Source organism: Bartonella jaculi, assembly GCF_039543045.1.
Classification (GTDB): domain Bacteria; phylum Pseudomonadota; class Alphaproteobacteria; order Rhizobiales; family Rhizobiaceae; genus Bartonella; species Bartonella jaculi.
On record NZ_BAABIZ010000007.1, the window covers coordinates 50,347 to 74,992 of the forward strand.

20 protein-coding genes and 2 pseudogenes are annotated in these 24,646 nt (G+C 41.5%); 15 read left to right on the top strand and 7 right to left on the bottom strand.

The annotated features are described in order from the left end of the window. Positions 1-55 precede the first annotated feature (55 nt). Both fdxA and ABD915_RS04570 read right to left on the bottom strand, forming a co-directional pair. Positions 56-394, bottom strand: a complete 339-nt coding sequence (fdxA, locus tag ABD915_RS04565; protein ID WP_345115783.1) for a ferredoxin FdxA — start codon at positions 392-394, stop codon at positions 56-58. 20 nt (positions 395-414) lie between these two features. Further along, positions 415-1,995, bottom strand: a complete 1,581-nt coding sequence (locus ABD915_RS04570) for a hypothetical protein (RefSeq protein WP_345115785.1) — start codon at positions 1,993-1,995, stop codon at positions 415-417. Positions 1,996-2,538: 543 nt separating this feature from the next. Here ABD915_RS04570 and ABD915_RS04575 point away from each other — a divergent pair. Further along, positions 2,539-3,450, top strand: a complete 912-nt coding sequence (locus ABD915_RS04575) for an RNA polymerase factor sigma-32 (RefSeq protein ID WP_345115787.1) — start codon at positions 2,539-2,541, stop codon at positions 3,448-3,450. A gap of 180 nt (positions 3,451-3,630) precedes the next feature. Here ABD915_RS04575 and ABD915_RS04580 read toward each other — a convergent pair. Next, positions 3,631-5,162 (bottom strand): annotated as a pseudogene (locus ABD915_RS04580) (M48 family metalloprotease). Positions 5,163-5,258: 96 nt separating this feature from the next. Here ABD915_RS04580 and ABD915_RS04585 point away from each other — a divergent pair. The 3 genes from ABD915_RS04585 to ABD915_RS04595 all read left to right on the top strand — a co-directional run bounded on the left by ABD915_RS04585 (position 5,259) and on the right by ABD915_RS04595 (position 8,285). Continuing rightward, positions 5,259-5,894, top strand: a complete 636-nt coding sequence (locus ABD915_RS04585; protein WP_345115793.1) for a thiamine diphosphokinase — start codon at positions 5,259-5,261, stop codon at positions 5,892-5,894. A gap of 97 nt (positions 5,895-5,991) precedes the next feature. Beyond that, positions 5,992-6,405 carry a hypothetical protein gene (locus ABD915_RS04590; protein ID WP_345115796.1) on the top strand — a complete coding sequence of 138 codons (414 nt, stop codon included), beginning with the start codon at positions 5,992-5,994 and terminating at the stop codon, positions 6,403-6,405. Continuing rightward, the gene (locus ABD915_RS04595; RefSeq protein WP_345115799.1) at positions 6,405-8,285 is read left to right on the top strand and encodes an ABC-F family ATP-binding cassette domain-containing protein; all 1,881 of its coding nucleotides are present in this window, start codon (positions 6,405-6,407) and stop codon (positions 8,283-8,285) included. The genes ABD915_RS04590 and ABD915_RS04595 overlap by 1 nt, the downstream gene beginning before the upstream one ends. Positions 8,286-8,330: 45 nt before the next feature. Here the strand turns inward: ABD915_RS04595 and ABD915_RS04600 are convergent. Further along, positions 8,331-8,838, bottom strand: a pseudogene (locus ABD915_RS04600) (GNAT family N-acetyltransferase). 1,277 nt (positions 8,839-10,115) lie between these two features. After that, a complete protein-coding gene (locus tag ABD915_RS04605) occupies positions 10,116-10,373 on the bottom strand; it encodes a DUF2312 domain-containing protein (protein WP_345115802.1) in 258 nt (85 codons plus the stop codon). A gap of 240 nt (positions 10,374-10,613) precedes the next feature. Between ABD915_RS04605 and ABD915_RS04610 the strand changes: the two genes are divergently transcribed. From ABD915_RS04610 to ABD915_RS04635, 6 genes are all read left to right on the top strand, one after another. After that, a complete protein-coding gene (locus ABD915_RS04610) occupies positions 10,614-11,147 on the top strand; it encodes a DUF1036 domain-containing protein (RefSeq protein ID WP_345115805.1) in 534 nt (177 codons plus the stop codon). Continuing rightward, positions 11,144-12,580, top strand: a complete 1,437-nt coding sequence (gene pyk / locus ABD915_RS04615; protein ID WP_345115808.1) for a pyruvate kinase — start codon at positions 11,144-11,146, stop codon at positions 12,578-12,580. Before ABD915_RS04610 ends, pyk begins: the two co-directional genes overlap by 4 nt. 456 nt (positions 12,581-13,036) lie before the next feature. Further along, positions 13,037-13,294 carry a hypothetical protein gene (locus tag ABD915_RS04620; protein ID WP_345115811.1) on the top strand — a complete coding sequence of 86 codons (258 nt, stop codon included), beginning with the start codon at positions 13,037-13,039 and terminating at the stop codon, positions 13,292-13,294. 301 nt (positions 13,295-13,595) lie between these two features. Further along, the gene (locus ABD915_RS04625) at positions 13,596-14,615 is read left to right on the top strand and encodes an ATP-binding cassette domain-containing protein (protein WP_345115814.1); all 1,020 of its coding nucleotides are present in this window, start codon (positions 13,596-13,598) and stop codon (positions 14,613-14,615) included. Beyond that, positions 14,590-15,414, top strand: coding sequence for an ABC-2 family transporter protein (locus ABD915_RS04630; protein ID WP_345115817.1), 825 nt, complete (start codon positions 14,590-14,592; stop codon positions 15,412-15,414). The genes ABD915_RS04625 and ABD915_RS04630 overlap by 26 nt, the downstream gene beginning before the upstream one ends. Continuing rightward, positions 15,398-16,186: an ABC-2 family transporter protein gene (locus tag ABD915_RS04635; RefSeq protein WP_345115820.1), complete on the top strand. Its 789-nt coding sequence runs from the start codon at positions 15,398-15,400 to the stop codon at positions 16,184-16,186. Before ABD915_RS04630 ends, ABD915_RS04635 begins: the two co-directional genes overlap by 17 nt. 1,306 nt (positions 16,187-17,492) lie before the next feature. Here the strand turns inward: ABD915_RS04635 and ABD915_RS04640 are convergent. Both ABD915_RS04640 and ABD915_RS04645 read right to left on the bottom strand, forming a co-directional pair. Then, complete coding sequence (locus ABD915_RS04640) at positions 17,493-17,870, bottom strand: cell division protein ZapA (protein WP_345115824.1); 378 nt, start codon at positions 17,868-17,870, stop codon at positions 17,493-17,495. A gap of 12 nt (positions 17,871-17,882) precedes the next feature. Then, positions 17,883-18,158, bottom strand: a complete 276-nt coding sequence (locus ABD915_RS04645; RefSeq protein ID WP_345115827.1) for a DUF4164 domain-containing protein — start codon at positions 18,156-18,158, stop codon at positions 17,883-17,885. Positions 18,159-18,494: 336 nt separating this feature from the next. Between ABD915_RS04645 and tkt the strand changes: the two genes are divergently transcribed. From tkt to ABD915_RS10265, 5 genes are all read left to right on the top strand, one after another. Then, positions 18,495-20,501 carry a transketolase gene (gene tkt, locus ABD915_RS04650; protein WP_345115829.1) on the top strand — a complete coding sequence of 669 codons (2,007 nt, stop codon included), beginning with the start codon at positions 18,495-18,497 and terminating at the stop codon, positions 20,499-20,501. A 192-nt stretch (positions 20,502-20,693) separates the two neighbouring features. After that, the gene (gene gap / locus ABD915_RS04655) at positions 20,694-21,701 is read left to right on the top strand and encodes a type I glyceraldehyde-3-phosphate dehydrogenase (RefSeq protein WP_345115833.1); all 1,008 of its coding nucleotides are present in this window, start codon (positions 20,694-20,696) and stop codon (positions 21,699-21,701) included. Positions 21,702-22,097: 396 nt separating this feature from the next. Next, the gene (locus ABD915_RS04660) at positions 22,098-23,291 is read left to right on the top strand and encodes a phosphoglycerate kinase (protein ID WP_345115847.1); all 1,194 of its coding nucleotides are present in this window, start codon (positions 22,098-22,100) and stop codon (positions 23,289-23,291) included. 106 nt (positions 23,292-23,397) lie between these two features. Further along, complete coding sequence (locus ABD915_RS04665; RefSeq protein ID WP_345115836.1) at positions 23,398-24,429, top strand: class I fructose-bisphosphate aldolase; 1,032 nt, start codon at positions 23,398-23,400, stop codon at positions 24,427-24,429. A gap of 131 nt (positions 24,430-24,560) precedes the next feature. Then, on the top strand, positions 24,561-24,646 hold an 86-nt coding region (locus ABD915_RS10265; protein ID WP_425548187.1), incomplete at its 3' end, for a MerR family DNA-binding transcriptional regulator.

The window sequence follows — 24,646 nt, forward strand, 5'->3', positions numbered from 1 at the left end:
TTTACAAGAGAATGATCTCAATTTTTGAAAACGCATGGTGGGCATGGCGTCGTTATTATTCACCGCTTCCTGGATTTTCTGAAAAATACTTTTCTAATTTGTTGGGAACGCCATCCATTTCTTTTGCTTGAGGAAGTGGGTCTTTCCGAGTGGTTAAATTAGGCCATTTGTTCGCGTAATGGAGATTGAGCTCTAGCCATTTTTCTAGTCCTGGTTCTATATCAGGCACAATAGCTTCTGCTGGGCACTCTGGTACACAGACACCACAATCAATACATTCATCGGGATGAATAACAAGCATATTCTCACCCTCATAAAAACAATCAACAGGGCAGACTTCAACGCAATCCGTATATTTACAATGAATGCAGTTGTCGGTTACTACATGGGTCAAGATCGAACTCCATTTTTATTTTAGTGACCTTTAGAAGAAAGGTCATACGTGCTTTTATCTTTATCCTTATTTTTTATGAGTTGATCGCGTAGCACTGTTAATTTTGCAAAAGGAGAATCAGGGTTAGGGAGTTTTTCTCTCTGAGATGACTGATTATGTGCGCGTTTGCTGTATGGTTTGTTGGACTTATTATAAGAATGTTTGCTGTGTGATGTGGCTTTTTGAGGGCTGTCTTCATTTGTACTTCCCCCTTTCTTAAAAGTCTTTCTCTGTTTGTTTTGCCACTTGTGTCCCGATTTATCACGTTTTTTTTGTGAGTTGTGGTAAAAGTGATGGTTATAACGCCATAGTAAAATAACCTTCTCTTCTGCTGAAACGCGTTTTTGTTTGGCAAAATCGCCAACAGGTTCTGCTGCCGGTAAACAATCTGTTGGATTGGGGGGTGTTTCAACAGAAGTGGGTAAAGCGCCTTTTTCTTGTTTTGTTGTTTCCGATGTGCACATTGTTTGCCAGTAATCACCAACAAATTCTGCTGCTGGAATATCCGCTGCTGCCTTATATATAGGGGAACAGGATTCCTGTGCAAGGAGGCTTTGTTCAAAAATAGCATTACTTATAGCATGCGATTGATAACCAAGCCCTTTTAAAATTTCTTCCATATCAGTTCCATTGGCACCAAGAATAGACATCATTGTGGAGGTGACAAAAAAACTTTTGCCATCATAGGCTCCCTCCGGTTTGGGGGAATCTCCCGGTTTCCAATGAAGGGCGGGGCGGATTAGGTTCGCAAGACGTTCTAAAATATCAATCCTTACAGCACGTTGACCTAAAATCCGATAACCAGCTAACTGATAAAATTGGCGATTGTAAGTGGGGTCTACAACCAAAGAGGTTCGTCCAGCAGACAAAGCAGAAAAAATTTCACTCAAACCAGTTTGGTCATGTCCCTCATTTTGAAGGCTCCACAGCAGCGTAATCGCCTGAACCGGAGCGGGTTTAAGCATTCCTGCAACATAGATATGAAAAGCGCCAAAACGTACTCCTAGACGCCGGAGCACCGCTCGCGATTCTTGGTCAAGACTTTTGACAAGTTCAGCTATCTCTCGACGCGCTATCACTCCTAGAGAGTTGATAAGTTGTAAAGCAAGAGGGCGGGTCGAATCTGTCAAACTATCGGCATTGCGCAAATCAAACAATGGCTTTAAAGCCGTTTCAAAATGAAAGGTGACAAAACGCTCTAATCGTCTTACCACTTTATCGCGGGCTTCTCCCGTTAATTGCGTATCTGCTAAAACAATGAGTTTGGGTTTTAAAAAATCTTCCGTGGCAACAAGTTGCCCTACAGGTTGGCCAATCCAACGGACAATTCCATCAGAATTGAGAGTAAAATCTCCATTGGCACAAGCACAAAAACGCGTCGCACGTTTGGAAAAAGCAAGAATTAAATTTTCATTATTTGCTAAATTTTGTGTCTCAGATGCTTGATCGATATTGTTCTTATTGGCATAAAAACGAAAACCTTCAAATTTGCCATGTCCATGTTTTTCAATAAGAATATCATCCTGAAGAATATCATTCTGTTGAATAATCTTGCTATCCATGATCATTTTCTTTCTCAGTGCTATGCCGGTAAAAAGCTTCTTCCCGAAAACTGTGTAATTGTGTTGCTCCTTTAACACGTTTGTTGCGTTTGCTTCAATCATTCTTGTCGTTTTTTTGACACTTCCACTTTAGGTGTTTCTTTTTTTCATACATTTTGGATGTTTTATATATATTCATTGCACGTAATGGTTGTATTATCAAGTTGGAAGCATAAATAAATTCTTTACGTAAAAGGTAAGTAAGCCAATGAGTAAACAAAATAACATCTATTTTATTTTTTTATGAGATTGTTACAAAGAGATGAGAAAAAAGTTTTCTCCCGTATTTCTTAGGGTAAGAGCCGTATTGATATTGTCATTTGGTGCATGAAACTGTGTCTTATGACAAGAAGTTTTACCATAATAATAAAAAAACAATTGCGATTATAAAAATACACGTTAAAGTAGTGACCTACAAAACAAACAACTTATGCGTTCTTCTTGAGAAGAACGATGATGTCGTTGCCAAATCAACTTTGATAATTTTAATCGCAAGGGGTTATTATGGGTAATCTTTCAAATGCTGTTTATAAAAACAGCAAAAACTATAGCGATACGGACAAAAGCTTGGGACGCAATATGATGCGTTCTGCTATGCAAGCACCTTATCTTGAACGACAAAAAGAGCATGATTTGGCTCTGCGATGGAAAGACAAACGTGATGATGACGCTATGCATCAAATTGCTGCGGCTCATATGCGTCTGGTTATTGCGATTGCTAACCGTTTTAAACGTTTCAAAATGCCGTTGGGGGATCTGGTACAAGAAGGTTATGTGGGACTCTTGGAAGCTGCTGCGCGCTTCGAGCCGGATAGGGAGGTGCGTTTTTCAACTTATGCAACATGGTGGATCAGAGCTTCTATTCAAGATTATATTTTACGAAATTGGTCAATCGTTCGAGGGGGAACCAGTTCTTCGCAAAAAGCGCTTTTCTTTAATCTGCGGCGTTTGCGGGCAAAATTGGTGCAGGATGATAGTGCCCTTTCAAAACAAGATATTTTTCGCACAATCGCTGAAAAGCTTGGTGTTTCAGTTCGCGATGTTGAAACAATGGATTTCCGTTTTTCTAGTTCTGATAATTCCTTGAGTGTTTCGGTGTCTGAGAATAGTGATAACCCTGTTGCTAAAATGGATGCTCTTGTGGATGAAAGTCCCCTTCCTGATGCTTTAATTGAGCAAGTGATTGACGGTCAACGGCGGACACAATGGCTTTATGATGCGTTGCAAATTCTCAATGAAAGAGAGCTTGAAATTATTCGTTTCCGTCGCCTCAATGAAGAGGGAGCAACTTTAGAAGTCTTGGGTGAAAAGTTAGGAATTTCGAAAGAGCGCGTGCGTCAAATTGAAGCACGGGCTTTGCAAAAGCTGCGTTCGGCTTTGCTTACTGCTAATTCAGCAGATGCCTATGATGTGTAAGCCAAGTTGAGAATTTTTCAGGAAAAATCCTAGAGTATATCTACGCCGAGGGGGGGAGCAATGAAGCTGGTTTTTAAAGGTTGGGCAGATATCCATGCGAGCAATCTTTGAGAGTGCAGAGTCATTTAAAAGGACATAGGCGAATCAAGAGTGCAGGGTATGATGAAAAAATTGGCTTTATTACTGTGTGATAATTTTAACGTGCGTTCCTGCGGATAAAGTTTGGGTTGGTGTAAGCGCATTAAGAATGCGGAACAGTTTTTCTTTGTGTGTGGTTTCTTGCATTTTATTCGAAAGGCTTGCAACGCTTTCTCCTTCTTTAACGCGGACAACACGGATTCTCAACGGTTTAAGATTGTTTAACTGTGATGCTGAAAGGGAATGAAAACTTTGTAGCGTTCTTTTAGCAACAGCTTCAAAATTTTGAGAATCATGAGGAGCAGCAGTAAGAAAGCGAAAGATGTGTTTATTGAACAAAATAACCGCTACGTCAAATTGCCATTGCTCATTGGTAGCACGAGCCTGTGCTCCAGGAAAACCGTGGATTGTGATGGGGCGGACAGAGGATTTATCCAGTCCCATAATCCATCCGCTTTGCAAATAATCACTCGCAGACATGTCAGCAGGGTGTGGTATAGCATCAAAACGAATGGCAATTTTATCTGGACTACTGGCCCAAACCGTGTGCACTGAATGTTCTATAGTGAAAGTGTTGGGAACGGAAAAGGTTACGCGCAATTGCGGATGAATAAATTGGTTTCCTCGCAGAAAACCAGTATGAAAACTTCCCCCAAAAATCATGCCATCAATGTTCTTGAGAAAAGAATCATGATCAGTATTGCTAATGTTTGCTGTACTGATTTTACGTGCTTTTTCTCTCGCAAGGCGAATCCGTTGCGGGGTGGTTGGATGTGTTGCTAGAAAATCTAAGGAAGCATGTGTGCTGCCTGACAGACTACGAAAGGCACTATACGCTTCCATGGACTGAAGAAAGCGCGGTGAAGCAAATGGATCAAATCCTGCTTGTTGGAGCATTTCGAGTGCAATTGAATCGGCTTCTAGTTCCTGATTGCGTGAAAATTGTGCAAGTTGTCGCTTGTCTTTAAGGGGGCGGTGATGTTTTCTTTGAGCGTGAGAGAGAAGATTGGGGGACATGCACTCTGTCATCTTCAATTCCGCTTCTTTTTTTAGGCGTAAAATGCCATGATTGGCAGTGATATGGGCTATTTCATGCGCTAAAATTGCCGCAACTTCTGAAGAATCATTGGCCAATGCGAGCATACCGCGGGTTAAGTAAATATAGCCGTTTGGTAGGGCAAAGGCATTGACACTTGGCGAGTCTAAAATGGTTATAGAATAGGTTTTGTGAGAATTTTGTGACACAACAGTGAGTTTACGCGCAATATCTGTTAACATACGTTCAAGTTTGGCATCATGATAGGCGCCGCCATATATTCGCAAAATACGGGGGTGTTGTGTAGCACTTAATGAAGCATAGATATCGTTCTTATTGATGTGTTTGATTCTTGCTGAAAAATCGCAAGAAGAAGGCATCTCATTGGGAAAAAGACCCAGATGACAAGCAGAAAGGCACAACATTAAGCTTAAAAAAGGTACTTTATACATCTTGGTGCCGAAAAAAATGTTCGCTTAAAACTTTGATGCCAACGCGTATGCACTTGGTTTTCTGATTGTGTTTTGACAAATTTCATGGGTATCTCATATGTCTTTTTACAATAAGGAAGCTATATTACGGTTATTATTTAAAGATGATTTAAAGAAAAGCATTACGAAAGGCAAAGTCTGTCATGACAACATTTACAATATTGTTAAATGGAGACATTTGTATTACCGATCGTTTGCGTAATCAAATTCGCGGGAGCCGAGTGATTGCTGCCGATGGGGGAATGCGACATGCTGAAGCGCTGAATGTTGTGCCAGAGTTATGGTTGGGGGACTTTGATTCCTCTGATCAGGCTTTAAGGCAAAAATATAACGACATTCCTTGTGAGGTTTTTCCTGCTGATAAAGATATGACCGATAGCGCATTGGCATGTGAGAAAGCGCTGCAAAAGGGAGCTAAACAGCTTATTTTGTGTGGTGCTTTTGGAGGGGAACGAAGTGATCATAGCCTTTCTCATATGACGCAAGCACTGGTGATGGCCGAAAAAGGCATTTCAGTGTTATTGACAAGCGGTTTTGAGGAAGGATGGCCAGTTTTGCCGCAGACTTTTTCTGCTGATTTACCTGAAGGGTGTCTTTTTAGTATTATCGGTTTTTCTGATTTACAGGGATTAACCCTCTCAGGCGTAAAATGGCCAATTTATGGCAAAAATGTACCGTTTGGATCTTCTTTAACAGTGTCTAATCGTGTTTGTGGAACTTTTTCTTGTCATTTGTGTTTTGGAAAAGCTATATTGCTGGCGTCTGTACCTATTCCGTAAAGCTCTTCCAGTAGATTTGAGTAAGGTAGGGGGGGGCATAGTGATTTAAGTGCCGGCATGAATGATATACTTTGATCTCGAGAAGGAGAGTTTTTATATGTTAAAATCAATTTTGAAAGTGGCTGTCGTTTCAGCCATTGGTTTAAGTTCAGTAGCTTGTTCTGTCAATGATCAACGCGTTGCACGTTATGGTGTAGGCGGAGCTGCATTGGGCGCTTTGGCTGGAACAGCAATTGCTGGAAGCACTCCTGGGGCAGCACTTACTGGTGCAGCATTTGGTGCAATTGCAGGGACTGTAACAGGTGCTGCTGCAAATCAGAAAAAACAACAGTCTCAGGTTGGACAATTGTGCAGATATCGGGATTATAGAGGCTATGTTTATCAAGCCCCTTGTCCTCAAAGAGTACAGGAAAGAGTGCGGGCAAAAGTGCGGGCACCACAATTGTGTACTTTCCGTGACGGAAGAGGTGTGATGTATAAAGCACCTTGTCATCGTAGACACGCTCGTTAATGGCGGTGCCGCTGCTGCGGCTTGAGCGTGTTTTCCTAACCTTTGGGAAAACTCCCTTGCTCAACCAAGCTAGTCTATCGGTTGAGCAAGGTGCACGTATTGCGTTAGTAGGGCGTAATGGGTGTGGAAAATCGACGCTGTTGAAAATTGCCGCTGGAATGAATGAACCGAATGAGGGGGAAATTTTTCGCCATCCGAGGGCGACGCTGCGTTATGTATCTCAGAACCCTGAGTGTTCAGGCGTTGAAGATATTCGTACTTCTGTAGAAGCGGGGCTGGATGATACTCCGGATGTGCAGTGGATAAACACACTTTTGGCAAATCTTGGTTTTTTGGGAACCGAGAAATTAGCAACGCTTTCTGGTGGTGAAAAGCGGCGCGTTTCATTATTACAAGCTATTGCTGCAAAACCAGATATTCTGCTGTTGGATGAACCAACCAATCATCTCGATTTACCAACCATTGAATGGCTTGAAAGGACTTTATGTTCTTTACGTTCAGCAATTGTGGTGATTTCCCATGATCGGCGATTTTTGGAAAATGTTACGCGTTCAACGGTATGGCTTGATCGGGGCATGACCAAAAGATTGGAAAAGCGTTTTGCGGAGTTTGAAAATTGGCGCGATAAGGCGCTTGAAGAAGAAGCGCTCGAGCAACATAAATTAGGGCGACAAATTGCCCGTGAAGAACAATGGTTGCGCTATGGAGTAACAGCACGGCGTAAACGTAATGTGCGCCGTTTGGGGGCGTTAAAAGAACTAAGACAACAGCATCAAACATATAAAGGGCCAACTGGAAGTGCGCTTTTGGCAGCTGCTAAAAGTCATGATTCAGGACAATTGGTGCTTGAAGCAAAGCGAATTTCAAAATCTCATAGTGAGCGCGTTCTTGTGAAAGATTTCTCTTTGCGCATTCAGCGCGGTGATCGAATCGGTTTGGTCGGTCCCAACGGTATTGGAAAGACAACTTTGCTTTCCGCTTTGATTGGGCAAGAATCGGTCGATAGTGGAACGGTAAGGCATGGGTACAACCTCTCTATGGCACTGCTTGATCAACAACGTATTTTAAATGAAAATGAAACCTTAGCACACTATTTAACGGGCGGGAGAGGCGAAACCCTTCTTATCAATGGGCAAGAGCGGCATGTTGTTTCCTATATGAAGGACTTTTTGTTTTTACCCGAACAAGCTCGTACACCAATTAAAGAATTGTCCGGTGGAGAAAGAGCTCGCCTCATGCTTGCAAGGCTTCTTTCACAACCTGCAAACTTTTTGATTCTCGATGAACCAACCAATGATTTGGATATGGAAACATTGGATTTGTTGCAGGAATTTATTGCCGATTTTGCTGGGACAGTGTTGTTGGTTAGCCATGACAGGGATTTTTTAGATCGAACCGTGACCCATATATTGGCACCCCAAGGGGACGGTCACTGGATTTTGTACGCTGGCGGTTATAGTGATATGATGGCACAACGAAAGCAGAACGCACTGCTAGCGCATAAAGATAAAGAATTATCACAGCGTAAAGTGCTGCCAAAGTCTCGAGTGCAGGAAAATGAAAAGCTCCCATCATCATCAAATCGTGGCTTTATGGGGCGGGAGAAAACAAAGCCACGCAAATTGTCTTACAAGCAGGTTTATGCGCTGGAAAAATTGCCGGAACAAATCGCTGCTTTGCAGGACGAAATTAAAAAAATTGAACAAGAACTCTCTGATCCAGCACTGTATTGCAAGGATAAAGAGCGTTTCGAGCGTTTATCTACAGTGCTAGAAGAGAAGAAAAGTTCCTGTGCGCAAAAAGAAGAACAATGGTTGGAACTTGAATTGTTGCGCGAAGAAATTGAAAAAGAAACATTTCCAGGATCTCATGAGAATTAAGTCTCATCACGTTTAATATCTGGTGAAAAGGTCTTATAACACATTTTATTCTGATCTATGGGCGGCGAGATTATATGCATCATTAATTCGAGAGGTGAGAATGTGTTCTCTCCACTGTCCGGAAATCATCAGATAATCTCTGGCACGTCCTTCTTTCTCAAACCCAAGGCGATCCAATAAAATTCCACTTCTGGTGTTCTCAGGTCTATAGTTTGCCATCACTCTATGCAGGTGATAAACATGGAAGATATGGAGGATCAAAGCAGATAAGATCTCGACACATGAGGCCTTGTCCTTGGCGTTTTTCATCAAGAGAAAAGCCAAGATAGCAGGCTTGAAAAACACTACGCACTACATTTGTAAAGTTAACGACAGCGATGATTGTACTCTCATTTTTTAATTGTACTCCATAGCGGTATGCTTGTCCTTGTACACTCTCACAAGCGAACGCATTTGCGCGTTTCTCCCAAGCTGTTAGAGTGTGATATTCATCAGGTTGTGCTGGTTCCCAAGGACAAAGAAAGTTCGCATTGCATAGATAATAAGAAGACAGTTCACTCGCATCTTCTCAATTGATCAATGTGGAAATTGTTCGTTTTGTTGTGATTGCCATAGTCTTCTCCCCTAAGATAATGAAATGTGCAAATTCGTACAGTTCTTATTCAATTTTTTAAATGCCTTGTTCTTTTTTGATGAGAACAACCTCAAAAAAGTGGGAAGTAAACGACAAAATTTATCAAAAACAATAACCTTTATACAGGAATAGTCGAATGAAGGCAAAAATTATAAATCAAGCGGACGTAATTTTGATAACGCGTGGTTGCTTTTGATCGCACTTTGTGTCGTGGTTCTTATATTTTTAAATCTCTCCCTTATTCGTAAAAAATTTCGCAACTTCATACTAAAAATGGAAAAATTCTCGCTTTAATAAATAAGTTTATCTTATGTGTATGAACGATGTTCGTAGCGCTGCTTATGATTTTTCTTTTGTGTCTGATTTATTCGTTAATCAGAGTGTTTTGTAAATCATATCGGTACAATTATTGCCAATATCGCTCATGTGAGCAAATTGGGAATGCTCAATATGCTGTTGGTGTGGTTCACTCTTGTGAATTTATTGTTTTGTAACAGTTCAGTATTTAGTGACCTGAATGATTGTGTAATTTATGTCGAATCATCATTATGATTTCTTTTTGTATCCTCAAGTTGTTTGCGTTTCTATACGAAGATCTTGGGCAGATTGCTCATCCGTTTCAGAGTTCATTCTTTCACCATTTGATATCCATTAGCACGTTCATTTTCGAAACACTTTTTGTGCCCAATTTGGGCTCTTGTATCCACTCTTGCCGTGTGATTTGTGCACAATGCAGCCATGGTATTGCACACATGTCTTTACACCCATCTGGCTCCTCATCTTGTGTCTTGAAATAGAAGAACACTTCTAGGGGCAAGAGACTTTATGTGCTCTTAAGTGATCCTTTTCAAAGTTGTGCAACCATATTGCGGATATTCTCATATTCTCATTACAAGTTGCACGAATTGCTAAAGTTTCTGATAGAAATTCAAGTGGATTATTCCCTTTTTTGTATTTTTCATTCCTTCTTTGTTTTGAGAAAATGTTTCCTGTTATCAATAACGTTTACGCATCCAAAGTGCATTTTTATAGAACTGGATGATTGTTTTTTTCCATTCATTCATGGTTTTCTCGTTTGTACTCTCTTGATAGTCTCTCTGGTTAAGAAAAGAAAATTTTCTGTGTGCAAAAATGTGCAAAAAGAGGAAGAATGGTCGGAACTTGAATTTTTACGTGAAAAAATTAACGCTCTCACGTTAACTCATTCCAAGCGCGTTTTTATAAAGTTGGATGATGGCTTCTTCTTCCATTCGTTCATGGTCTTCTTTTTTGCGCAACCGTATGATGCTGCGAACAGCCTTACTATCAAAACCAGAGCCTTTAAGTTCGGCATAAACCTCTTTAATGTCATCAGAAATGGTTTTTTTCTCTTCTTCTAGCCGTTCAATACGTTCGATAAAAGCACGTAGTTGGTTTACGGATATAGCATGTGTTTGATCGCTTACAGTGTTCATGGGCATTTTTCTCCAGAGTGTTTGTTTTAAACTGTTTTTTCGATGATAAACTTGTGTCGAGAAAGCTTGAAAAACAAGTCGTGAATCAAGCTGTAAAGTTTTTTTACAAAATGACTTTAAATATTTTGTAAAAGTTTAAGCTTATGCATTGACAAAATGGCACGAAGAAGCAGAAAAGAAATAAAGATATACCTCTATACATTTAGAAGACTCTTGAAAAAAAGAGAAGAAAAGAGATGTATGTTTTGTTTTAAGGGCTTACGGAATAAAGGTGGTTTTGTGGTTTCCAAAAAACAGAAATGGGTGTTTCAGAGAGGATTGTGGGTTTTTCTTTTGAGTATTCTGCTCGTGTTCCCGTTTGTGAATTTTGCAAAAGCTGATTTCCGCGTTTGTAATTCAACCCAACAGCCTGTTGGTGTTGCCCTTGGCTATCGTACGCTTTCAGGCTGGGTAAGCGAAGGGTGGTGGATGGTGCCAGTTACAGAGTGTAAAACCTTGATCGAGGGGCCTCTTTCTTCGCGGTTTTATTATTTTTATGCAGAAGGTGCACAGAAAAAAGGAAACTGGCCAGGTTCTGTAACCATGTGTGTGCAAGATAGCCAATTTACTATTCAAGGGGTTCATGATTGTTTCCCCCGTGGGTATCAAAAGGCTGAGTTTAAAGAAATTGATACGGGTAATCAAACCAGTTGGATGGTACAGTTGACAGATATCTCTTTGTTCAACGATTCGGTTATACAGCCTCCCACCTTTTCAGGAGTTCCCCCACAGTGAAGCGTGCACGTAAAGTAAAAATTATTGCTACTCTTGGTCCTTCTTCCTTTTCTCTTTCTATGATTGAAAAGCTTTTTATGGCGGGAGCCGATGTTTTTCGCCTTAATATGAGCCACACCGATCGTGAAACAATGTGTGATTTGGTCAAGCAAATCCGAAAGGTCGAAAAAACTGTTCAGCGGCCAATCGGCATTTTGGTGGATCTTCAGGGACCAAAATTACGCGTTGGTCGTTTTGCTAAGGGGCAAGAGGATTTGCGTGTTGGGCAAAACTTTACGTTGGATGATCATGATGTTCTTGGGGATGCACAGCGTGTCTTTTTTCCGCACCAGCAAGTGCTCTCGGCTGTTAAACCCGGTGATCGGTTGTTGATTGATGATGGAAAACTGGAACTGTGTGCTGAGGTGTGTGATGGTCATGCTGTTCAGTGCCGTGTGGTGGCTGGAACCCGTATTTCTGACCGAAAAGGGGTCAGTCTTCCCGATACGGTTTTGCCTTTTGGGCCAATGACGCCAAAGGATAAGGCTGATCTTCAGGCGCTTTTGGAACAACCTGTTGATTGGGTTGCACTTTCTTTTATCCAGCGTCCAGAAGATGTTATCGCGGTGCGCCAGTTGACAAAAAGCAAAGTATCTTTGATGGCAAAGATCGAAAAACCTCAAGCCTTGGAGCATATACAGCAGATTATTAATGTTTCCGATGGCATTATGATTGCACGGGGAGATCTCGGTGTGGAAATGCCTTTGGAGAGGATTCCTGCACTTCAGATGGAGCTCATAAAAGCTTGTCGTTTGGTGGGAAAGCCCGTCGTGGTGGCTACCCAAATGCTCGAATCAATGATTACATCATCTGTTCCAACACGGGCAGAAGTTTCTGATGTCGCTACGGCAGTTTATGCGGGGAGTGATGCCGTGATGTTGTCTGCTGAATCAGCCTCTGGCCTTTATCCGGAAGAAGCTGTGCTTATGATGGACCGAATCGCTCGGCAAATCGAACAAGATCCCACTTATGAGGCTCAGGTGGGAGCACAGCATCCTGCACCAGAGTCAACAGGAACCGATGCGATTTCTCTTGCGGCGCGGCAGATCGCTGAAACGCTGCAATTAAAAGCAATCGTTGCCTATACCGCATCAGGAACAACGGGGGTGCGTGCCTCTCGTGAACGCCCAAATACACCCATTATTGCTTTATCACCTATCGTGCAAACAGCGCGGCGCTTGAGCTTGGTTTGGGGAATCCATTGTGTAGTGGTGCAAGATGCACGGGACTTAGAAGATATGGTTGATCGTGCGGCGGCAATTGCTTTTCAAGAAGGATTTTGCCAAGGAGGAGATCAGTTTCTTGTGACAGCAGGTGTTCCCTTTGGTACGCCTGGTGCTACCAACCTCTTGCGTATCGCTTCTGTCTCTCAAGATGGAACAAAAGCGGTTTAACGGAAATTTGTTGGCAGGAGGATCTTTTCGTGAGAATCCGAAGAGATCAATTATTGCCTTTTCATTTGTAGTCTGGTAGCACATCTTCCTTCAAGATGGTGAGAGAAGGTGCATGCCATATTACATATGTCTATCTTAAGAGTGCATGTCATCTTTGTCTGGGGGCTGCTTTCTTTTCTATCAACCAGTATAGAAGTATAAACTTGAACAAGATAGTGGGGATGGATTTGCCCATAGAACCTGAAGTGACCACATAAGTGGTGTGTGGGGAAACCTATTTAGAAAAACCAATTTGATTACAAATGAGGGAGGGGTGGAGTCTGCGTCTTTTGAGGCGTGAGCTAAGAGGTGGTTCATCGCAATAAATACCCAATAGATCAAATACCCAATGGATCAAATATGCAATGCACTTTGCTCTACGAGGTTTGATGGTATCCGCAGTTTTAGAGGGGGGAAATGGGACAACTACAAAAATTGAGATTAAGTGCTCGGTACATTTTGAATGAAATTTTGAATGAAAAAGAAAACAGAGAAAAAAATGCAAAACAAGCAGATTTGTCTCTTTTTACTTATTTGCGCAGTACTGGATGGCTTCAAGCCGTAAAAAATGATCTCAATTATGAAACTGTTAAGGAGCGGACTCCATTGCAAGGTGCGTTAGGACGCGTATCTGGTTTGTTAAATGCGATGAATTATAAAGAGCGGGAAGGATAGTGTACCAAACGATATAAACCAAATGATGGTTGTGGTTTGTGAATTTCAAAAACAAACTTTTCAAAGAATATTGGGCTTAAGTGTTCAGTGTGTCAACACCTCACTTAAGTGAAGGTATTCCCCTAAGTGAAGGTATTCCATTGCAAAAACACGCCATAACAAAAATGAGAGGTAAAGTGTTCGATGCGTTCGATTGTCATAAGGACGGATTGTACATGTTTATTTTCTGATGAATGAGAGCGGATATCCAAAGATTATGGGTATGTGAAAACAGAATATAAGGTAACATGAGGAGAGGCTGATGGCATCGCCATTGATTGACCTTAACAACGTATCAAAAATATACCGCAATGTAGATAGAGGAAATGGTTTTAGAAACAAGGTGGTCTCTCTCTTTAAGCCGGTTTATACAAATCATCATGTGCTGAAAGATATGAGTTTTACTCTCTTTTCAGGGCAATCTCTAGCAATTCTTGGCCCTAACGGAGCAGGTAAATCAACACTGATTAAAATACTTTCTGGTATACAATGTGCTGATGAGGGGGAGGTTAAAGTTCTTGGTGTTGATCCTTATAAAGCGAAGAAAGATCTGTTCAAGTCTTTGGGGGTCGTCTTTGGTCACAAGAATTGTTTATGGTGGGATTTACCCTTACGCTACAGTCTGGATATGGTTCAACCCTTATATGGTCTGGAACGTGCTTCTTTTGCTCGAGATCTTAAAGAGATCACTGAGTTGCTGGGTCTTGAGCATATCATGGATAAGCCTGTGCGGATGTTGAGTTTGGGTGAAAGAGTGAAAAGCGAATTGGCGTTTAATCTCTCCTTTAGACCTAAATTGTTGTTCCTCGATGAGCCAACCATTGGCCTTGATATTACATCTAAGCATGAAATCAGAGAGCTGCTTAAAAAACTGAAAAGAGAGCGCGGCACTGGGTATATCATCACAAGTCATGATATGGGAGATATTGATGGATATGTCGATGATATTATTCTCTTACATAAGGGAAAAAAACAGTTTCATGGCAATATTAATGCGCTTAAAAATGTTATTCCTTCCTTGGTGAGAATAACGCTTTTTTGTGAACACTTGGCTGTACCTTCCGCTGTTGTAGAAAAAATTGATACGCTTGCGTTGAAATTATCTCTTCCTTTAAAAGATAAGCACTTTAACGCTGAAGAAGGCGCGTTGGAGATTTCTTTGCCCCGTGAGCATTACGTACGTTTTGTACGCGAAATTACAACCGAACTGAACTGTACGTTCTCTGTGTCCACTCCCTCGCTTGAAGAGATGCTCCGTGTTAAATTTAAAGAATTTATCTAATCACTGCTTTGGCATGTTTCTTTTTGCCAAGAATGGATTGCTCACACTCGTCAATGACAGGGCAATGTTCTTTACCGATTTTGTCATGGGGACTCTTTCGCCATTCGTTATTCAACTCATGTTATGGAACGCACTTTTTTCTGATATGGGCAGCACCATAAACGGTTTTGGCTTTCATGATATGATGTATTATTACGCTTTTGCCTTAGTTTTATCACGCTTAAATAATGGTTATGGTTTAATTCAGGTTTTCTCTCAACATGTTAAAGAAGGTAAATTAGAAGTCACTCTCACAAAACCATTCAGTTACATAACACAAATGCTGTTTACCTTTTTGGGTGAGAGTGTGTTATATAGCGTGCCTTTAATTGTTATCTTTACTGTAAAGCTGCTCTTATCTTATGAAAATATTCTGGGATTAATACTCTCTTTTCTGCTCTTTTTTCTCATTATTGTTCTATCACAATTGCTTTGTTTTTTACTCTCCTTTGCAATTTCATTGTTGGTTTTCTGGGTGATCGAGTACGATATATTGCTCTCTTTTAGCATCCTCAGTTCGGCTCTTCTTGGTGGTGTTCTTTTACCCCCTTCTTTCTGGCCTACGTGGCTTATTCCGCTTATGCAGTTTAACCCTTATCGTTTTATGATCTCTGCTCCTGCTGAGTTTCTTGCGACGCATGATTTGGCGGTTTTCCAGCAGTTCATTTTGGGCAGTGTGTTTTATATTTTGTGTCTTTTATTCTTTATTCATGTTGTCTGGAAGAAGGGGATAAAAGCGTATCATGGAGCGGGTGGTTGAGGTGAAGATAAGCATTCATTTTATCGGTATGAATATACGTCGACAGATCGTTTATGGTAAGAATTTTATTGGGGAATTCCTTCTGTCTCTCTGCTATTATTTTATTCAATTCATATTTATTGATAAAATATCTTCTTTTTCAGGACAAATTGGTAGCTATAGCAGAGATGAAATTCATCTCGTCTTTGTTGTCTTCGTTTTACTCCGGACATTTTTAAGTGTTTTTACCAGTTCTATTGGAATATTTTTTGAAAAAGTCGTGAGTGGTCAGATTGAATCATATCTGACAAAGCCTGTTTCAATCTGGGTACTCATGCTGATTGGCTGGTGCAAACCTCTTCGTTTGATAAACTTCTTTGTTCTTTGTATGAGTGCGTATTTCTTTGTATCATTACCGGATATGACAAGCATTAAAATTGGATGGTTTGCTTTTATCGTTGCAATAGTTTGTGTCTTTATCGTCAATATCTGTTTTTGTATGACGTTCAACTTTATAACCTTTGTTACCAATCGTAAGATGCCCGTCGAATATTTTCATACAATGGTCTATGAACTTTCATTTATCCCCATTGCAATTTATCCATCAAGCATCGTGAAATGGCTTTTGTTTCTGCTGCCAATGGCCTTTTCTGCTTCTTTACCCGTGTCATTGTTGCTCGGTAAAAATGAATGGAATATCGGATATCTTCTGTTAAGCGCTTTTCTCTTCATTACCATAACTTTTATGGTCTATAAAAAAACAATCAGTAAGTTCAATGGATTAGGTGGATAATAGAAAAACCAGTATGATTGATAAAATAAAGAACAAAGCTATGGAATCTTTTCAAAAACCGCTCTTTCAGAAAAAGATACTTGGGAGTCAAAAGTTATAGATTTTTCTAAAATAAATATTTTTGATGATAGAAGGCCATTAGACTGGACGTTCATCAAGACTTCATTGCGACGTAATGTATCCTTTTGGTTCTTCTGGATATGCCAAAAAAACTTCAAATAACGATTGCCTCCTTCCCTACCGTGTAAACACTATGGCGATCGGCTCTGTTTGGGGGATTCCTTTAGTTTAGGGGATTCTATTTGTGTGGTCATGCAAGATGGCGGGATGTAGAGGATATGGTTGATCGTGCGGTGGCACTTACTTTTCAAGAAGGATCTTGCCAAGGGGAGAGCTGCTTTTTGTGAGAGCAGGCGTTTCCTTTAGCATGCCTAGTGTGTGCGCTTCTTGCGTATCGGCTTCTGTTGTTGATAGCAGAACAAAAGCTGTTTAATCAAAAGTTTTATGCATGTTGTTCTTTTGGAGAATCTGAATAAAACTATTATTTATTGCTTTCTCACTCATTCTTGAAACAGCACGGGGTTGAAACAGCACGGCGGTTGGCTTTAGTTTGCAGGCTTATATTGTTGTAATCTTAGTGGAACCAATATTGTAATATTCTCTGTTGAATCGGCATCTGGTCTTTGATTTTGAAGAAACCATGCTTATGAAAGAACAGAAATTTTAATCGGAATCTGTATGATACATCGTTCTTTGATGATTGTTTTTTAAGACATTGTTTGCAAAGCTTGATTTGTTATACAATCAACATATTGATTTATAATGATAATCAATCTTTTGTAATTTGAATGAGAGTCCTGAATATAGGAAGTTTTTCTCATTACAAATTCTCGCCTTCAGAATAAAAAACGTTTGCGTGTGTATCGCAAGATAAGAGCAAGCTGTAGAATAAAAATTGTTTGAGAAAGGCGTAAAGAGGGCTCTTATGAAGCGTTTATGGTCAAAAACAGTTGCAATATTGGGTGCTGCTATAATAATGGTGTGTTAGCTTATGCCTTCATAGGTGTAAAGAAAACGGTGTTTGATGGATTTTGCATTAGAGCATTCTTGAAAAGAAGTTTTTTATCTGGTTACGGTAGGTTAAACGCAGGGTATGCGCAGTGCTCTTTTCTTTCTTAGAGGACACTCTGTTTGCTTGTTGCTTTTGCTTTTTACATGATTTTCTCGCAAGGATGCGGGTATAATCATGCCCGATTATACGCACATCTTTAAGCGTTAGAGCACTGTTTTTAAGAACTGATGTGCTTTATGAATTTTCCTGTTCTTCAGAATGAGAACTATTTTGTTCATCTTGGAGCAATTGATGGGTAAGCTTTTCAATCCTCTCCGTTGTGTTTCGCATGATTCTCCCCATGGTGCGGTCTCTTTCATTGTGGAGTCGTAAAAGAGTTTCGTAGTCTTCTTGTAATTTTTTGTTTTCTCGTTTTATTTCCTCCATTTCATCGATAATCATAATGCCGGCCATAACCGATAAACGATGATCACCGATTTCACCAAAATTTGTCTTTAGGTGCGTGATATATTGGTCCAATCGAGCGGCAAGTTCAATGAGATGGCGTTCTTGCCCTTTATCGCAAGCCATACGATAAACTTTGCCATCAATGGTAACGGAAACGGTTTCCATGGTTTTAAACCTTTATCTATCAATTACGACACGAATCGTTTCCATTGCTTTAATTAAACGTTTGGAAACTTCTTTATTTACCGCTTCTAGCCGTTCAGCATGGGCTTCGGCTTTATCAAGTGCTTGGGCAAGACGGCTACGATCAGCATTCATTCGTTGAATTTCTTCCTCCCATTCGTTGTGTTTATCGATAACAGCGTTGCGGTTTATAATGGTCATCTCTAAGGTTCTTAGTGCCTTTTCCAGCTGCTCTAAAGCGTGTGCTAGAACCTGAGTTTCTTGGTTCATGATGTTCTATCCTTATGGGTGATTGTATCCTTTATCAGTTTTTTATGCAAAAACGAATCACTCATTGTCTTTTCTTGCGTCAATTTTATTTTTAAGTATGTAGGATATTTTAGCAAGTAAAGCAGGGGATACGTGTTAATTAAAAGCTGGATTTTTTGAGAGTATTGGCATAAATGATATGTGCATAAAAGATGTGTGAGGGGAATGGTCATTGAGGTGATCGCAGGAGGTCTCACGCTGATGATTTAAACAGACTGAAGAGTATTCTTTAAAACGATTAAAGAGAATACGGAAGAAGCAACACAATAACGCGTTTAACAAAGTGGTCTATCATTCATGACAAATACCGAACAACAGAATCAGATGGCCAATGCTATCCGTTTTCTTGCTATTGATGCGATTGAAAAAGCAAATTCTGGTCATCCTGGTTTGCCAATGGGGGCAGCCGATATTGCGACTGTTCTTTATACAAAATTCCTTGCCCATGATCCCAAAAATCCTCGTTGGCCCAACCGTGATCGCTTTGTGTTATCGGCTGGGCATGGCTCTATGTTGCTTTATGCTCTCTTATATCTTTCTGGTTATGAAGATATCTCTCTTGAGGATATCAAAAATTTCCGCCAAATAGGGTCTAAACTTGCTGGGCATCCAGAATATGGCCATGTTGCGGGAATCGAAACAACCACTGGACCGCTCGGACAGGGATTGGCTAATGCTGTGGGAATGGCAATTGGTGAGCGCTTGCATAATGCGCGTTTTGGAGATCTCATCAACCATTACACTTACGCGTTGGTTGGGGATGGATGCCTCATGGAAGGAATTGCTCAAGAAGCACTTTCACTTGCGGGCCATTTGAAACTCAATAAATTAATTGTGTTGTGGGACGATAATAATATTTCTATTGATGGAGAGATTTCACTTGCTGACAGTACTGATCAGATTGCGCGTTTTAAGGCGTCTGGTTGGAACACACTCAAAGTTGATGGACATGATCAAGCAGCACTCGCGCGTGCTCTTGAAACTGCACGAAATTCCGATAAACCAACTCTGATCGCTTGTAAAACAACTATTGGTTTTGGAGCACCAAATAAAGCTGGAACCAATAAAGTTCATGGGTCCCCTTTAGGAGCACGCGAAGTTGCTGTAACGCGTGTCGCTTTAGGGTGGGAGGTAGAGCCTTTCGTTGTGCCTGCAGATATTCTGGATAATTGGCGCTTGGCTGGTCTTAGTGCTGCTAAAAAACGGCAAAAATGGGAAGAAAAATTCGCAAATCTTCCCGTCTCAGAACGGCTGGAATTTGAAAGATTAATGCGAGGCGATCTCGTGGGCGGATTTGATAGTGCTATCGATGCTTATAAACAAAAACTGATTGAGGATTCTCCTGTCGTTGCTACCCGTAAAGCTTCTGAAATGGCCCTGGAAGTGATCAATGAAGTCGTTGTTGAGACCATTGGCGGTTCTGCTGATTTAACTGGGTCCAATAATACAAAAAGTAGTCAGATGAAAAGTCTTTCTGCTGAAGACTTTTCAGGGCGTTATCTGCATTATGGAATTCGCGAACATGCAATGGGAGCCATTATGAATGGGCTTGCCCTTTATGGCGGCTTTATTCCTTATGGCGGAACCTTTTTATGCTTTTCTGACTATATGCGTCCCGCAATGCGCCTCTCTTCTCTGATGGGATTGCGGGTGATTTATGTCATGACCCATGATTCCATTGGTCTTGGTGAGGATGGTCCTACTCATCAACCCGTGGAGCATTTGGCTTCTTTGCGCGCTCTGCCTAATCATTTTGTTTTCCGCCCCGCTGATGCTGTGGAGACAGTCGAATGTTGGCAATTGGCTTTGAAAGCACGCAATACACCTTCCACTTTGGCTTTAAGCCGACAAAACTTACCACTTTTACGTCAAGACCATGAAGAAGAAAACCTCTGTATGCTGGGCGCTTATGAATTGCTAACGGCTGGGGATGATGCGGCGGTCACTCTGTTTGCTTCCGGCTCAGAATTGCAAATTGCGGTGAAGGCACATGCGGTGTTAGAAGAAAAGGGTATCTCAACGCGTGTGGTTTCTGTGCCGTGTTTTGAACTCTTTGCGCAACAATCCCTTTCATATCAGCGTGCTCTCATCGGGAATGCACCGATTAAAATTGCACTTGAAGCTGCAGTCCGACAAGGATGGGACCGTTTTATTGGCAGTGATGGCTTGTTTATTGGCATGGAGGGATTTGGTGCAAGTGGAACAATTGATGCCCTGTATGCGCATTTCGGTATTACTTGTGAGAATGTGGTTGCTACCGTTGAAAAAGAACTTAAAAAAGTTAATAAGGAAAATGTAAAATGACTGTTCGCGTTGCAATGAACGGGTTTGGTCGTATTATGGGGGGCAATATGCAATATGGTGTGCCCCATTGTGGAAAGTGCCATTATGGGTAATAAACGGCAAGATATTGAGGTGGTGGCTGTTCATTATTGGGGGTTGGTGGAAGCGAATGCCCATTTGTTGTGCTATAAAGATCGATGAGGAAAATGTGAAATGACTGTTCGCGTTGCAATTAATGGGTTTGGCCGTATTGGGCGCAATATTTTGCGTGCCATTGTGGAGAGTGGACGACAAGATATCGAGGTGGTGGCTGTTAATGATTTGGGATCGGTAGAAACAAATGCCCATTTGTTGCGCTATGATTCCGTTCATGGGCGCTTCCCTAGTGCCGTTAAGGTTGTTGGTGATGCTATTGATGTTGGTGGGGGCTTGATAAAGGTGTTCGCAGAGCGTGAGCCAGCACAATTGCCTTGGAAGGCTTTGGATATCGATGTTGCTTTGGAATGTACGGGCATTTTTACTGCGCGTGATAAAGCAAGGGCGCATTTAGATGCAGGGGCAAAGCGTGTTCTTGTTTCTGCACCTTCAGAAGGGGCGGATCTCACCGTGGTTTATGGCGTCAATCATCAGTCTTTGAGCAAGGAGCATCGCGTTGTTTCAAATGCTTCTTGTACAACCAATTGTTTGGCGCCTGTCGCGCAAGTCTTGCACAACTCGGTTGGCATTGAAAAGGGATTTATGACAACAATCCATTCTTATACGGGTGATCAACCTGTGTTGGATACAATGCATCGTGATCTTTACCGTGCACGTGCAGCAGCCCTTTCTATGATCCCTACTTCTACAGGGGCGGCGAAAGCCGTGGGGTTGGTCTTGCCCGAATTAAAGGGGGTGCTCGATGGTGTGTCGATTCGTGTTCCAACTCCTAATGTTTCCGTTGTGGATTTGACCTTTACCGCTAAACGTTCCACAACTGTTGAAGAAATTAATACAGCTATTTATACTGCTGCACAAGGAGCGCTTAAGGGAATTTTAGACACTACAGAGGAAAAGCTCGTGAGCTGTGATTTTAATCATAATTCACATTCAGCTATTTTCCATAATGATCAAACAAAGGTGATCGAGGGTCAGCTTTGTCGTGTGCTGGTTTGGTATGATAATGAGTGGGGTTTTTCAAACCGCATGAGCGATACTGCTGTGGCTTTTGCCAAGACAATATAAGAGGACCTTCGGGTCCTTTTTTGTAATAGAAGGGCATTTTTGTAATATAAAAGTTAAGGTGCGTTCTTTTGAAAAAAACAGTAACCAAGAGTGTTCGTGGTGTGCTGAAAAAAAGATGCTCATAGCGTGATTAATGCGAGGTTTATCATCTTTCATGTGGGTATGAGAACGCATGTTTTTTCTGATCTCATGAGAGATGCAGGATTTGAAAAAGATCAAGATTGAAAAAGATCAAGATTGAAAAAATAGAGGGAATGGAAAATACAGGGGGAATGAAGGCTGAGAGAATATACGTTGTAGCGGATCTCTTTGGCAGAAGATAAGAAAAAATTATGTGAGAAAAAAGTTGAGTGGAGACATTTGTTTGGAACAACAAAAAGTGAAGAGGAAGCAATGATGGGTTTTCGTACACTTGATGATGTTGATGTCGCGGGGAAACGTGTTCTTGTGCGGGTAGATTTTAATGTGCCAATGTCACTGGGCAAGGTCTGCGATACGACTCGCTTAGAGCGGCATAAAGAAACACTCGTTGAACTTCAAAGGCGTGGTGCTAAGCTTATTCTTCTTTCGCATTGTGGGCGCCCTAAGGGAAAGGTGGAGCCAGAATTTTCACTGCGCCCTGTTGTGGAGGTGCTAGAAAAAATAATCAATAAGTCTGTTACTTTTGCACCAGATTGTATCGGGCCAGTAGCAGAGACAGCGGTTGAGGCGTTGCAAAATGGGGGCGTTTTACTGCTGGAAAATGTTCGTTTTTACTCAGGGGAAGAAAAAAATGATTGCTGTTTTGCTGAAGCTTTAGCCCATAATGGGGATCTCTATGTTAATGATGCTTTTTCAGTTGCTCATCGTGCCCATGCTTCCGTGGAGGGAATAACACATTTGTTACCCTCTTATACGGGGCGTTCTTTGCAGGCTGAGTTGCAAGCGTTAGAAAAAGGTCTTGGCAATCCAACACGTCCAGTGGTCGCAATCGTGGGGGGAGCAAAGGTTTCTAGTAAGCTTTTTGTACTCAATCACTTGGTTGAAAAAGTTGACCACTTGGTGATTGGCGGTGGTATGGCCAACAGTTTTTTAGCTGCACAAGGTGTGTCTGTGGGAAAGTCACTGTGTGAACATGCGCTGATGGAAACGGTAAAAAAAATTATCAAAAAAGCACAAGAATGCCAATGTGAGCTTCTGCTCCCTGTGGATGCTATCGTTGCATTTCGTTTTGAAAAAGATGCCCCGCATCGTCTTTATGATATGGGAGATATTCCTGAAAATGGCATGATTCTCGATATTGGTACGCGTTCCATTATTCAGATTAAGAAAGTTATTGATAAAGCTACTACCCTTGTGTGGAACGGACCTCTTGGTGTTTTTGAAATGTCGCCTTTTGATCAAGGAACAATTGCGGTTGCACGCCATGCAGCAGAACGTAGTCAAAAAGGGAAATTGGTTTCAATCGCTGGAGGGGGAGATACGGTTTTTGCACTTAATCAGGCTGGTGTGGCAAATGATTTTACCTATCTTTCAACCGCAGGCGGTGCCTTTTTAGAATGGATGGAAGGGAAGGTGCTGCCGGGTATTCTCGCCCTTATGCAGCACTAAAGGGCTTCTTTGAAGCGAAGGTTAAAGAAAAACTGACGGTCGTGTGGGATGTTTTGATGTGGTTGCGCATTTTTAGAAATGAAAATAAAATAAAAAGGATTTTTTTATGAATGAACGTCTTGAAGAGATAGCACTTGCTTTGGTGCAGGCGGGTAAGGGTATTTTGGCGGCAGACGAAAGTACTGCCACAATTGGAAAGCGTTTTGAAACCATTGGTGTTGAGTCCAACGAAGAAAATCGTCGCGCCTATCGTGAAATGCTTTTTAGCGCAAAAGAAGCTATGGAAAACGCTATCTCTGGTGTCATCTTATTTGATGAAACCATTCGTCAAAAAGCATCGTCTGGGAAAATGTTGACAGATCTTATTCGTGATGCCGGTGCTGTGCCTGGTATTAAAGTGGACAGCGGTGCTAAACCATTGGCAGCTTTTCCTCAGGAAACAATTACAGAAGGGCTGGACGGTCTTCGGGAGCGTTTAAAAGACTACTATGCTTTGGGAGCACGTTTTGCAAAATGGCGTGCGGTAATTGCTATTGATGCACATGCTCTGCCAACAAGAGGAGCAATAAGGCAAAATGCACAAGCTCTCGCACGCTATGCGGCTTTGTGTCAGGAAGCTGGTCTTGTGCCGATTGTTGAACCGGAAGTACTCATGGATGGACTATCACGTGGGCATTCCATTGCGCGTTGCTTTGAGGTGACACAAGCTGTCTTGAACACAGTGTTTAAAGAGCTCTTTGAAGCCCGTGTTGTTTTGGAGGGTATGATTTTAAAACCCAATATGGTGATCGATGGTAAAGATGCACGCAGTGCTTGTGTTGAAGAAGTGGCTGAAAAAACGGTGCGCGTTCTGAAACAGACTGTTCCTGCTGCTGTGCCAGGGATTGCTTTTCTTTCCGGAGGGCAGTCTGATCAGGAAGCAACGGCGCATTTGTCTGCGATGAATGCTTTGGGGACATGGCCTTGGAAATTGACCTTCTCTTATGGGCGGGCATTGCAAGCGGCGGCCTTGAAAGCATGGGGTGGGCGGCATGAAAATATTGCTGTGGCGCAAAAGGCTTTTGCTCATCGTGCACGGATGAATCATCTTGCCGCTTTAGGAAAATGGACAAAAGAACAAGAAAAAGCTTGTGCTTGAAGCACAAGCCCTATGCCTATAGAAAGTTTTGCATGTTTCCGCGTGATTTTGCGTGCCCTCATCATGATGAAAATGGTGGGGTTTACACACTTTACTTGTAATCTATTTATATCTATGTAATAATACGTATTATGAATAGATTTGTTGGGATAGGTAAGGCCGCTCAAGCTTTGGGGGTTTCTATTAGCACTCTACGACGTTGGGAATGTGAAGGAAA

Excerpts from the sequence above, each read along its gene's own strand:
- tkt (WP_345115829.1), top strand. The coding sequence starts at position 18,495 with ATGACAAATACCGAACAACAGAATCAGATGGCCAATGCTATCCGTTTT.
- ABD915_RS04595 (WP_345115799.1), top strand. The coding sequence starts at position 6,405 with ATGGCGGTGCCGCTGCTGCGGCTTGAGCGTGTTTTCCTAACCTTTGGG.
- ABD915_RS04610 (WP_345115805.1), top strand. The coding sequence starts at position 10,614 with ATGTTTTGTTTTAAGGGCTTACGGAATAAAGGTGGTTTTGTGGTTTCC.
- ABD915_RS04660 (WP_345115847.1), top strand. The coding sequence starts at position 22,098 with ATGGGTTTTCGTACACTTGATGATGTTGATGTCGCGGGGAAACGTGTT.
- ABD915_RS04585 (WP_345115793.1), top strand. The coding sequence starts at position 5,259 with ATGACAACATTTACAATATTGTTAAATGGAGACATTTGTATTACCGAT.
- ABD915_RS04645 (WP_345115827.1), bottom strand. The coding sequence starts at position 18,158 with ATGAACCAAGAAACTCAGGTTCTAGCACACGCTTTAGAGCAGCTGGAA.
- ABD915_RS04570 (WP_345115785.1), bottom strand. The coding sequence starts at position 1,995 with ATGGATAGCAAGATTATTCAACAGAATGATATTCTTCAGGATGATATT.
- ABD915_RS04590 (WP_345115796.1), top strand. The coding sequence starts at position 5,992 with ATGTTAAAATCAATTTTGAAAGTGGCTGTCGTTTCAGCCATTGGTTTA.
- ABD915_RS04635 (WP_345115820.1), top strand. The coding sequence starts at position 15,398 with ATGGAGCGGGTGGTTGAGGTGAAGATAAGCATTCATTTTATCGGTATG.
- ABD915_RS04625 (WP_345115814.1), top strand. The coding sequence starts at position 13,596 with ATGGCATCGCCATTGATTGACCTTAACAACGTATCAAAAATATACCGC.
- gap (WP_345115833.1), top strand. The coding sequence starts at position 20,694 with ATGACTGTTCGCGTTGCAATTAATGGGTTTGGCCGTATTGGGCGCAAT.
- ABD915_RS04665 (WP_345115836.1), top strand. The coding sequence starts at position 23,398 with ATGAATGAACGTCTTGAAGAGATAGCACTTGCTTTGGTGCAGGCGGGT.
- ABD915_RS04620 (WP_345115811.1), top strand. The coding sequence starts at position 13,037 with ATGGGACAACTACAAAAATTGAGATTAAGTGCTCGGTACATTTTGAAT.
- ABD915_RS04605 (WP_345115802.1), bottom strand. The coding sequence starts at position 10,373 with ATGAACACTGTAAGCGATCAAACACATGCTATATCCGTAAACCAACTA.
- ABD915_RS04640 (WP_345115824.1), bottom strand. The coding sequence starts at position 17,870 with ATGGAAACCGTTTCCGTTACCATTGATGGCAAAGTTTATCGTATGGCT.
- ABD915_RS04575 (WP_345115787.1), top strand. The coding sequence starts at position 2,539 with ATGGGTAATCTTTCAAATGCTGTTTATAAAAACAGCAAAAACTATAGC.